9 protein-coding genes are annotated in these 10431 nt (G+C 66.7%); 2 read left to right on the forward strand and 7 right to left on the reverse strand.

Annotated elements, in window-relative coordinates; all coding sequences use genetic code 11:
- Positions 1–82: 82 nt before the first annotated feature.
- The 7 genes from ACFTZB_RS37525 to ACFTZB_RS37555 form a co-directional block, all read right to left on the reverse strand.
- Positions 83–877: an SDR family NAD(P)-dependent oxidoreductase gene (locus ACFTZB_RS37525; protein WP_378439744.1), complete on the reverse strand. Its 795-nt coding sequence runs from the start codon at positions 875–877 to the stop codon at positions 83–85.
- Positions 878–930: 53 nt separating this feature from the next.
- Positions 931–1707 (reverse strand): SDR family NAD(P)-dependent oxidoreductase, encoded by a 777-nt coding sequence (locus ACFTZB_RS37530; RefSeq protein WP_378439747.1) that lies wholly within the window; start codon positions 1705–1707, stop codon positions 931–933.
- Entirely contained in the window at positions 1704–2657 is a 954-nt protein-coding gene (locus ACFTZB_RS37535) for an NAD(P)-dependent oxidoreductase (protein ID WP_378439749.1), read from the reverse strand. Before ACFTZB_RS37535 ends, ACFTZB_RS37530 begins: the two co-directional genes overlap by 4 nt.
- Positions 2624–3709 carry an alcohol dehydrogenase catalytic domain-containing protein gene (locus ACFTZB_RS37540; protein ID WP_378439751.1) on the reverse strand — a complete coding sequence of 362 codons (1086 nt, stop codon included), beginning with the start codon at positions 3707–3709 and terminating at the stop codon, positions 2624–2626. Before ACFTZB_RS37540 ends, ACFTZB_RS37535 begins: the two co-directional genes overlap by 34 nt.
- Before the next feature lie 11 nt (positions 3710–3720).
- Positions 3721–5175, reverse strand: a complete 1455-nt coding sequence (locus ACFTZB_RS37545) for an NAD-dependent succinate-semialdehyde dehydrogenase (RefSeq protein WP_378439753.1) — start codon at positions 5173–5175, stop codon at positions 3721–3723.
- 225 nt (positions 5176–5400) lie between these two features.
- Positions 5401–6294: a sugar phosphate isomerase/epimerase family protein gene (locus ACFTZB_RS37550; protein ID WP_378439755.1), complete on the reverse strand. Its 894-nt coding sequence runs from the start codon at positions 6292–6294 to the stop codon at positions 5401–5403.
- Positions 6291–7256 (reverse strand): zinc-binding dehydrogenase, encoded by a 966-nt coding sequence (locus ACFTZB_RS37555; RefSeq protein ID WP_378439757.1) that lies wholly within the window; start codon positions 7254–7256, stop codon positions 6291–6293. Before ACFTZB_RS37555 ends, ACFTZB_RS37550 begins: the two co-directional genes overlap by 4 nt.
- 211 nt (positions 7257–7467) lie before the next feature.
- On the opposite strand from ACFTZB_RS37555, the gene ACFTZB_RS37560 reads away from it, so the two are divergent.
- Both ACFTZB_RS37560 and ACFTZB_RS37565 read left to right on the forward strand, forming a co-directional pair.
- On the forward strand, positions 7468–8514 hold the full coding sequence (locus ACFTZB_RS37560) for a LacI family DNA-binding transcriptional regulator (RefSeq protein ID WP_378439759.1): 1047 nt from the start codon (positions 7468–7470) through the stop codon (positions 8512–8514).
- Between the two features lie 435 nt (positions 8515–8949).
- Complete coding sequence (locus ACFTZB_RS37565; protein WP_378439761.1) at positions 8950–10344, forward strand: sugar porter family MFS transporter; 1395 nt, start codon at positions 8950–8952, stop codon at positions 10342–10344.
- The last annotated feature ends 87 nt before the right edge of the window (positions 10345–10431 follow it).

The raw sequence follows: 10431 nt of genomic DNA on the forward strand, positions 1-10431 counted from the left end.
CCTCACGGAGGGGAGCGCCACGTCGCCGCTGGGGAGGCACCCGCCAACGGCGACAGCTTGTCACCGGCGTACCGGTGGGGTGTCAGCTGAAGTCGAGGCCACCATTGATGTTGATGCTCTGTCCGGTGACATACGACCCGGACTTCGACGCGAGCCACATGATCGCGCCGGCCAGGTCCGAACCGTAGCCGTAGCGACCGAGGGGGATTTCCTTGAGTTCGATCTCCTTCATCTCCTCGAAGGTGATCCCACGCTCTTTCGCATCGGCTTCAACGAAGGCCCAGTGCATTTCGGTGGCCGCCAGTCCTGGACACAGGGCGTTGACGTTCACGCCGTAGGGCGCGATCTCCTGCGACAGGGACATGGTCAGCGTGTGAACGGCGTTCTTGGTCGCTCCGTAGGCGGCGGATCCGGGGTGGCCGACCTTGCCGAAGAACGATCCGGTGTTGACGATCGACCCGGACTTCTGCTTGATCATCTGCCGTGCCGCGTGCTTGCAACCATGGAAGATGCCCTTGAAGTTCACGGCCATCACTCGGTCCACATCGGCCATGTCGGTGTCCCAGACGTTGGCCGGGGTGACGTGGATGCCCGCATTGTTGGCCATGATGTCCAGCCGCCCGAAGGTCGCGACCGCGAAGCCGACGAGCTGTTCGACAGCCGACTCGTCCGAGACATCGACGATCTGCCCGTGTACCTGGACATCGGGGTGCGCGGCGGCCAGCTTTGCGGCGGTCTCCTTGACCTCGGGGCGGATGTCGGCGAGGACGACATGTACGCCTTCCGCGGCGAGGGTGTCCGCGATGCCTTCGCCGATGCCCCGCGAGGAACCGGTCACGATCGCCGTCTTACCTGCAACACTTCTGAATTCAGTCATGAGTATTCCTTACTCAGTTCCGGGCGGGAGAGGGTGGTGTTCCGCCTTCGTTTTCAGATCGCCTGAAGTCCGCCGTCGACCGATAGGGAGGCACCGGTGAGGTAGGGGACCTCGGGGGAGAGCAGGAAGGCGATCGACCGGGCGATCTCCTCCGGGGTGCCGTACCGCCCCAAGGGGGTGCCCTGTTCGAATCGGCGGCGCTCTTCTCCGGGATCGTCGTGGTTGGTCAGCTGCTCGGATCGGGCCATCAGCGGGGTTTCGATCGGGCCGGGGCAGACGCAGTTCACCCGCACCTTGTCCTTGGCCACCTCGGACGCCGCCGAGCGCGTCAGACCGAGCACGGCGTGCTTGCTGACGGTGTAATCGGCCCGGTTGGGTGCCGCCTTGTGCGACAGCAGCGATCCGGTCAGCACGACGGAGCCGCCGCCGCGCCGCACCAGACCCGGCAGCACGTACTTGAGGCCGTAGAAGAACGAATGCAGGTTCACGTCCATCACCGCTCGCCATTCGGCGGGATCGGTGTCGATGATCGACTGATGGACCCCTTCCACCCCGGCATTGTTGTGGAAGAACCACAGCCGCTCATAGAGGGCATCGGCCTTCTCCGCATAGGTGCGGACCTGCTCGGGGTCGGTGACGTCGGCCTGCATCGGGGTGATCGTGCCCGCCAGCGAGGCCGCCCCGGCGGCGAGTTCGTCCACCGCGCTCTGGCTGATGTCGACGGCGAGAACATTGGCGCCGAGGGACGCCAGGTGCAGGGCGGTCGCCTTACCGATCCCGCTGCCGGCACCGGTGACAATTCCGCCGAGGCCCTCGAATTCGCCGGTCATGCGCGTGCCTCCTGCTGCCCGTTGGCTGCCGCTGCGTTCCGCAGGTAGACGGCGACGGCTGCCATGTCCTCCTCGCCGAACCCGGCCGCGATCGCCTCGTCGGTTTCCTGCAGGTTCAGCGCCGCCTGCGGCATCGGGGCACCGACCTCGGCGGCGAGACCGGTGATCAGCCGCAGGTCCTTGGCCGCCAGACGCAGCGCGAAGGTGACCGGCGAATCATCGGGCTCGACATAGTTGCGCTGGCGGTACTTGACCATCGGTGCCGCGATGGCGCTGTTGCAGAACACGTCGTACGCCAGTTCGCGTTCGATACCGGCACGCTCGGCAAGGATCAAGGACTCGGAGACCGCCTGGCCGAGTGCGTAGATCACGTTGTTGACGGCGAGTTTCATGGCCGAGCCGGTGCCGGTGGCTCCGAGGTGGTAGATGTTGCTGCCCATTGCCTCGAGAACAGGCCGAACTGTCTTGAGGGCCTGATCGGAGCCGCCCGCCATCAGCGTCAGCGTGCGGGTCTGGGCGGCGTTGGTGCTGCCGGAGACAGGGGCGTCGACGACGTCCCCCCCGGCCCGACCGATCACATCGGCCAACCAGGCGGTCCCGGCCGGTCCGGTCGTACCCATGTCCAGGGCGATCTTGCCGTCAGACCAGCCTGCGATCAGACCGTTGTCGCCCTCGTAGACGGCGCGCAGGGCGGGCTCGTCGGCGAGCATGGTGACGACGACGTCGGCGGCTTCGGCGGCGGCACGAGGGCTGTCCGCGACGCTGGCGGTGACCCCGTCGCGCTGCGCGAATTCCTCGGCGACGCTGCGGGTGCGGTTGTACACGACGACCGGGAATCCGGCGTCGGCGACGTTGGCGGCCATCGGCAGGCCCATGCGGCCGAGGCCGAGGAAGGCCACGGTGGGTGTCTCGGTCATCAGTTCGTCGTCTTCCTGGTAGCGGTCGTCCATGGATCGATCAGGGTCTTGATGCGGGTACTGCGGCGTTCGGCGAGCGGCCGCAGCCCTTCCTCGACCAGGTCGTCGAGCGAGAGCGCCAGCGGCGCGATGTCGGTCCAGCCTCCCGGCCGGGAGGCGAGCAGCCGCAACGCCTCGGGCAGGTCCTTGGACGCAACGTGTGCGTTGGTTCCGATCAGCTCGACCTCCCGCAGCGACAGGCCACGGGCGTCGATCTGTGCGTCACCGTTCTGCAGTCCCACCATGACCACCCGGGTACCGCGCGGCGCGAGCGAGAGCGCTTCGGCGAAACCGGGTGCGCTGCCGGAGACTTCGTAGATCACGGACGGAATGAGACCGTGCTCGTCGAGGACATCCGCGACGCTGCGGTCGCCGCCGACCTTCACCACGTGCGTGGCGCCGAGCTTCGAGGCGATGTCGAGTCGTTCCTCGTCGAGATCGGAGACCACGACGGTCTTGCAGTGCTGAGCCGCCGCGTAGGTGAGGAACGCACCGATGCCGCCCGCACCGAGGATGACCGCGACCTCGTCCTCGGCGAGGCGGCCGCGCCGCATCGCGTGCACCGCGATCGACATCGGCTGGCCGAGGGCCGCGGTGTCGGCGCTGATCCCCAGCGAGGTGGCGTCGACACAGGTGCTGGCCGGAACGGCGACGTACTGGGCGAGAGCACCGTTCTGGTGCAATCCGAGGGTGGAGTACTGCGCGCACAGGTTGGTCATCGACCGCTTGCACCAGTGGCACTCACCGCACGAAATCCCGGCGCCGGAGACCACCAGTGATCCCTCGGGGAATCCCTGCACCGCTTCGCCCTTGTCGACGACGACGCCCGCCAGCTCGTGGCCGGGAATCATCGGTCCGACATGCCCGGAGACCGGGTGGGGTTCGTTGATGGGGAACATGTGTGGCCCCGACGCGTACTCGTGGGCGTCCGTGCCACAGATGCCGACCACGGCAACCTTCAGCAACAGTTCGTCGGCGGCCAGTTTGACCTCGGGCACTTCTTCGACTCGGACGTCTCCACGTCCATGGAACACAGCTGCGCGCATGTTCTCTTACCTCACCATTCCACTGCGATGTATTTGGTTTCCATGAATTCGTGGATCCCCTCGCTTCCGCCTTCACGGCCGAGGCCGCTGTGCTTGACGCCGCCGAAGGGCGCCGCGGGGTCGGAGATGAATCCACGATTGACGCCGACCATGCCCGCTTCGAGAGCTTCGGATACCCGCAGTGCTCGTGCGAGGTCGGCGGTGAAGACGTAGGACGCGAGCCCGAGCTGCGTCGCATTGGCCAACTCGAGTGCCTCCTCTTCGGTGTCGAAGGCCACCAGCGGGGCGACGGGACCGAAGATTTCGTGATCGAGGATGGGATTTCCCCGCTCGATGCCGGTGACGACCGTCGGCGGGAAGAAGGCCCCGGCGCCGGCGGACGGTTCGCCTCCTGTGGCCACGGTGGCTCCCGCTTCGACGCTCTCGGCGACCAGTTTCGTCACGTCGTCGACCGCTGCGGTGTTGATCATGGCGCCGACCTCCATCGATCGATCGAGCCCGCGGCCCATCGGCATGTCGGCCAGCGCCTTGGCGAATCGGGCGGCGAACTCGTCATAGATGCCCGACTGGACGTAGAACCGGTTCGCAGCAATGCAGGACTGGCCACCGTTGCGCATCTTGGCCACCGTGGCAGCCTCCACGGCGGCATCGACGTCGGCGTCGTCGAAGATCAGGAACGGGGCATTGCCACCGAGTTCCATGGAGACACTGAGGATTTGATCGGCAGCATCACGCAGCAGCGCACGGCCGACCTCCGTCGATCCGGTGAACGAGAGCTTGCGGGTCGCGGGGTGGGACAGCATCGCCTTGACCACGATGCCCGACCGCCGGGCGGGGACGACATTGACCACGCCTGCGGGCACGCCCGCCTCGGCCAGAAGGTGCGCGACCGCCAGCGCGGTCAGCGGAGTGTCCGAGGCCGGCTTGAGGACCACCGGGCAGCCTGCGGCGAGCGCGGGCGCGATCTTGCGGGTGGCCATGGCGGCGGGGAAGTTCCACGGTGTCACCAGGACCGATGTGCCGATCGGCTGCTGCAGGGTCAGGATCCGCTTGTCGCCCTGCGGTGAGGTCTGCAGGTGTCCCGAGACCCGCACCGCCTCTTCGGCGTACCACCGGAAGAACTCGGCGGCGTACTTGACCTCACCGGCGGCATCGGCCCAGGCCTTGCCGTTCTCGCGGACGATCAGCTCGGCGATCTCGTCGCTGCGCGAGGTCATCAGCTCGTAGGCGCGTTGGAGGATCTCGGCGCGCACGCGGGGGGCGGTGGCCGCCCAGTCGGCTCCGGCGTCGGTGGCGGCGTCGACGGCGGCGCGGGCGTCGTCCTCGGAGGCGCTGGCCACGGTGGCCAGGGTTTCGCCGGTGGCGGGGTCGAGGACGTCGAACGTGCTCGCATCGCTCGCGTCACGCCATTGTCCCCCGATGAAGAGCTGGGTGGGGACGTCGGCGAAGGGGCGCTGTTCAGTCATGTTCTATCCGATCCGATTACTTCCGGGGAGAGGGCTGGTGAGAAGCCGGCCAGGTGCAGTGCAATCGTTTGCTGTTTGCAATCGATTGCTGTCCAGCGTATGGCGTGGCTCACAGGTATGTCAAGGTCGAGGTGATAAGTGTTTCGAACGCGATCAGGATGCGACTACGAGCCTGAAACGGGTCGGGGCGTAGTGGTTTTCCGCTTCAGGCTCGTAGTGGCCGCACTATCGCCGCGCTGCGACGGCGAAGCAGTCAACCGCGGTGCGGTGGGCCTGTTCGAGTGCGTCGTCGAGCGGCAGCGCCCGGTGCTCCCGGGAGATGATCTCCACCCCGTACGGGCCGGAGTATCCGATGTCCTCCATGGTGGCGATGAAGCCGGCGAGATCGAAAGTGCCCGTGCCGCAGAGACGCCGGGTGTTGATGGTGTCCTCGAAGAGGGTGCCTTCGACGTGCTCGTCGGCATCGTCGATCTCCACGGCGAACACAATCTTCGAATCGAGCGCCTCGCGCAGTTCGTCGAGCGAGGTTCCGGCGCGGAAGACGTGCCAGGTGTCGACGATCAGGCCGCAGGCCGGATGGTTGACCGCGCGCACCAGGTCGGCGCCCATCGGAATCGACGAGATCATCGAGAAGGGCAACGGTTCGAGCGCCAACCGAATGCCCCGCTCAGCGGCTTGCTCGGCGAGCTGCCACAGTGGTGCGACCAGCTCGTCGATCGATTCCACCGGATCGCCGAACGCGGTGGCGATCTTGAGGTGGGTCGCACCGAGCTGCTCGGCAGCCTCGAACAACAGCTCCCGAATCGCGTATGAATCGCTGGGCTCGCCCTTCGGGATCCACCAGTGATTGAGCAGTTCGACCTCGGTGTACCGCAACCCCGCATCGGCGATGAGCTGACGCAGGGCCGGGAAACCGATGCCGGAACGGATCTGCGCCAGGTCGTCCTGGGACAGTCCGATCCCCGCCCATCCGGTGCGGGCGACCGCGGCGACGCGGTCTTCGATGGCGAACGGGCTCAATTCCGGGGCCTGCAGCGGGGCGATGTCGCCGGCGCTGGTCCAGCAGGTCGCGATCAGTTCGGGAGTCGCGCCCGCCCCGCTCTGTCCGTCGGTGCTCATGCGTTCGTGATGTGGATCTTGATGTTCTCGTCGCGGCGCTCGGCCGCCTGGAACGCCTCCAGCGACTGCTCGAGGGTGAACTGCTGCGAGACGATCACCGACAGGTCGATGCCCGTGCGGTCGAGGAACCGCAGTGCAGCCGGCCAGATGCCGAACGAACCGACATTGCCCTGGACCTTGAGCGCCTTCTCGACGATCCGGCCGAGCGGGGCCTCGGCGCGGGCGCCGACGTTGATGCCGACGTTGACGATTCGCCCGCCGAACGTGGCCAGGTCGAACGTCGACGCCATCGCGCGGGCGTTACCCGACGCCTCGATGACGATGTCGGCGCCGCGGCCCTTGGTCAGCTCGGCGATGCTCTCGGCGATGTCGACCTCGAGCGGGTTCACCGCGACCTCGGCGCCGAGCTTGCTCGCGAGCGCCTGACGGGCGGGGTCCGGCTCGGACACGATGACGCGGGCCCCCTTGGCGGCGGCCGAGGCCACGGCGCAGAGGCCGATCGGGCCGGCGCCCATGATCACCACGGTGTCGCTGGCATCCATGTTGGCGGTCGCCGCGTACGCGATGGTGAAGGGTTCGACCAGGGCGCCCATCGTGTCGTTGAGGCTGTCGGGAACCTTGTGCAGCCAGGTGGCGGAGGCCTTGAAGTACTCGGCGATCGCACCGTCGATGGTGAAACCGAAGTGTTCGTCGTCGGTGACCGCGCACTCGCCGACCACGCGATCACCGGGCTTGAAGCCCTTGACCGCGGAGCCGACCTCGGCGACCTCGCCGGTCCACTCGTGTCCGGGGATGACCGGGTAGGAGAACGGGAGGATGTATTCACCCTCGAGCAGGCCGTAGTCGGAGTGGCAGATGCCGACGGCCTTCATGCGGACGAGAACCTCGTCCGGGCCGATCGTGGGGGTGTCGATGTCGGCGACGCTGGCGGCGCCCGGTGCGGAGAAGACGAGAGCTTTCACGGGAAACCCCTTACGGTAGAGAAGCGCCTGCTCACAGCGAGGCGAAGAGTGGGATGTGATTCACTCTATGTGGCGTGAAACACTTATGCAAACCATTGCAAGTCGGTAGAGTGACACGCATCGCCGGGCGTGTCAACCAGGCCGAGTCTGGCTCCGACCTGGTCGGCGGCACGGCGCCGCCAGAGACCAATCCGAACCTGAAGGGGGTCACATGGCAGAGGCAACGCTCAAGGACGTTGCGCGGGCGGCCAACGTTCACGTGGGTACAGCGTCGAGGGCGTTGGACCCTGCCCGATCGCACCTGGTCAACGAGGTAACCAAGCAGCGTGTGCTGACTGCCGCCACGGAGCTGGGGTACAAGGTCAACGCGATGGCGCGGGGCCTGCGGAAAGGGTCGAGCGGGTTGATCGGTGTCGTGGTTGGCGACGTCGGCAACCCGTTCCTGCCGCCGATCCTGCGGGGAATCGAGCAGGAACTCGGCCCGCGCGGCTTCATGACCGTGGTGGCCGAGACGCACGAGAACTCCGATGTCTTGCAGAGTACGTGCGAGCAACTGCTGGCCCTGCGGGTCGATGCGATCGTGATCAGCGCAGCTCATCTCGGTGATGAGCCGTTCGTCACCGAACTCGAGAAGCTCGTCCCGGTCGTTCTCGGCGTGCGCAGGGTCAACGGGGCGGGCCATCACATCGTCACGCACGACGACGTCCTGGGCGCCCGTCTGGCCACCAGTCACCTGGTCGACTGCGGGCATCGCCAGCTCGCCCAGCTGCGGGGCCCCTTGGATGTGTCCTCGTTCTCGGGCCGTGCCGAGGGATTTCAGCAGATTGTCGCCGAGCGCGGGTGCGAAGACGTCTCGATCGACGTGGTCGCCGACGAACCCACCACCGCGGAAGGGAAGCGTCTGGCCGAGCAACTACTGGCTCGCACACGCAACCGTCCCACCGCGATCTTCGCGCACAACGACTCGATGGCGGTCGGCGCCCTCGAAGCACTCGCCGACGTGGGGCTCTCCTGCCCGCGAGATGTATCGATCGTGGGATACAACGATGCACCGCTCACCGAGCACCTCGAGCCCGCGCTGTCCACGGTCCGTTTGCCCAGCCACGCGCTCGGTCGCCGCACCGCCGCACTTGTTCTGGGGCTGCTCAGCGGGGAGGCCGAGCCACCGTCAACGGTCCAGCTCCAGCCCGAGCTGATCATCCGCGGCTCGACCAGTTCGCGCGTGCCCCTCGCCGCCGCGGAGCCTGCCGGCGCCTGAACCCGAAACGCCACGTTGCGGTCGCCGGGTCGGCATCAGGAGACAGGCGCAGACCCGGCGACTCCTCGGGTTTCGTTGCCAGCGGCCAGGTTGGCCCGTGTGGTGTACAGCCGTATCCGCGGCGAGCGGATGCAACATCTTTGCAATCGATTGACATTGCGAGGTGTTTTAGGTTAGCTGGCGTGCGGCGCGGCTGGTTGTCCAACTCACATCAGCCCGCCGGGGTGTGCTCGACCACGGCATCCGCACTGCGGCCACAGATCGCAGGATTGTCTCACCCAGCCGCTCGAGAAGAGGGCGTCGCCTCGTCGGGGGCTTGATCAGCGGTACAGAAATTGCCGTCCGGTCTCACACCACGACCTGGCTCCGATCGCCCCGAATGGTTCATACGGCGCGCATCCAGTGACCACGGCACTAACGCAAGGGAAGAAATATATGACAGCGACAGCTTCAGAGGACCTGCACGGAGAGTTGCGGCCGACGCCGAGCAAGATTCGCCCGTTGGTCATCGTGGCCGCCTGCGTGTCCGCGCTGGGCGGGTTCCTGTTCGGCTTCGACACCGGCATCATCTCGGGGGCGCTGCTATCCCTGCGGGACGACCTGTCACTGTCGGAGGGCGCGCAGCAGCTCATCGTCAGCTCCCTTCTCGTCGGCGCCGCCTTCGGCGCCTACGCCGGCGGGCCGGCGGCGGATCGTCTGGGCCGGAGGAAGACGGTGCTGGTGATGGCCGCGCTCTTCGCCGCGGGAGCCACCGTGGCCGCCGTGGCCACCGGGGTGATCGAACTGGTCGCGGCGCGTGTCATCCTCGGTGTCGCTGTCGGTGCCGCATCCACCGTGGTGCCGGTCTACATCGCCGAACTCGCACCGGCGCGTGTGCGCGGCATCCTGGTATTGACGCAGGAACTCATGATCACCGTCGGGATCCTGTGCTCGTACATCGTCAGCTACAACCTGTCCGAATCGGGCAACTGGCGCTTGATGCTCGGGTCCGCTGCCCTGCCCGCGGTCGCGCTCTTCGTCGGCATGCTCTTCCTTCCGGAGAGCCCGCGGTGGCTCGTCGGCGAAGGCCGCGAATCGGATGCGGAAGCGGTGCTCTCGCGCACCTGCGGGACCGAGACGGAGGCCGACGAGGAACTGACCGCCATCCATTCCGAGGCACAGTCTCACGGTGACGTGAAGTGGCGTGAGTTCCTTGCGCCCGCGATTCGGCCGGCGATGATTCTCGGGATCGGTCTTCCGTTCTTCAGCCAGGTCGTCGGCATCAACGCCGTCATCTACTACGCGCCGAGCATCCTCTCCTACGCCGGCCTCGCGGACTCGGCCGCGATCCTCGCCACTGTCGGCGTCGGCATCGTCATGGTCATCACCACCGCGCTGGCCCTGGTCCTGGTCGACCGGATCGGGCGCCGCCCGTTCCTGGTCTGGGGAACGCTCGGGGTCACGGCCAGCCTGTTCGCCATCGGCGGTGCGTTCCTCGTCCCGGAGGGCAACCCGATTCGTACCGTGATCTTGATCTGCGGTCTGCTCGCCTACATCGGTACGTTCTCGGTCAGTCTCGCCCTGTTCTGGTTGGTGATCGCCGAAATCTGGCCCTCACGACTGCGCAGCAAGGGCATGGCACTGGGCAGCCTCACCCACTGGATCATGAACTTCGTCGTCGCCGGAACGGTGTTGACCCTGCTCAACTCGATCACCGCCACCGGAATGTTCTGGCTCTACGGTCTCTTCGGTATCGCCTGCATGGTCTTCGTCCGCAAATACCTGCCGGAAACCAGCGGAAAGACACTCGAGCAGGTCTCCGAGGAACTCATCGCCCGTAGCAACCGCTGACACCGCGAGCAGGCCACCGGTCGACCGAGGACATCTCGAGTCGGGCCTGGAGAACAGAAGCCCTCCGGGGTGGGTACAGCCCCAGAC

This window comes from Rhodococcus sp. NPDC057014, assembly GCF_042673295.1.
In the GTDB taxonomy this organism is placed as follows: domain Bacteria; phylum Actinomycetota; class Actinomycetes; order Mycobacteriales; family Mycobacteriaceae; genus Rhodococcus_F.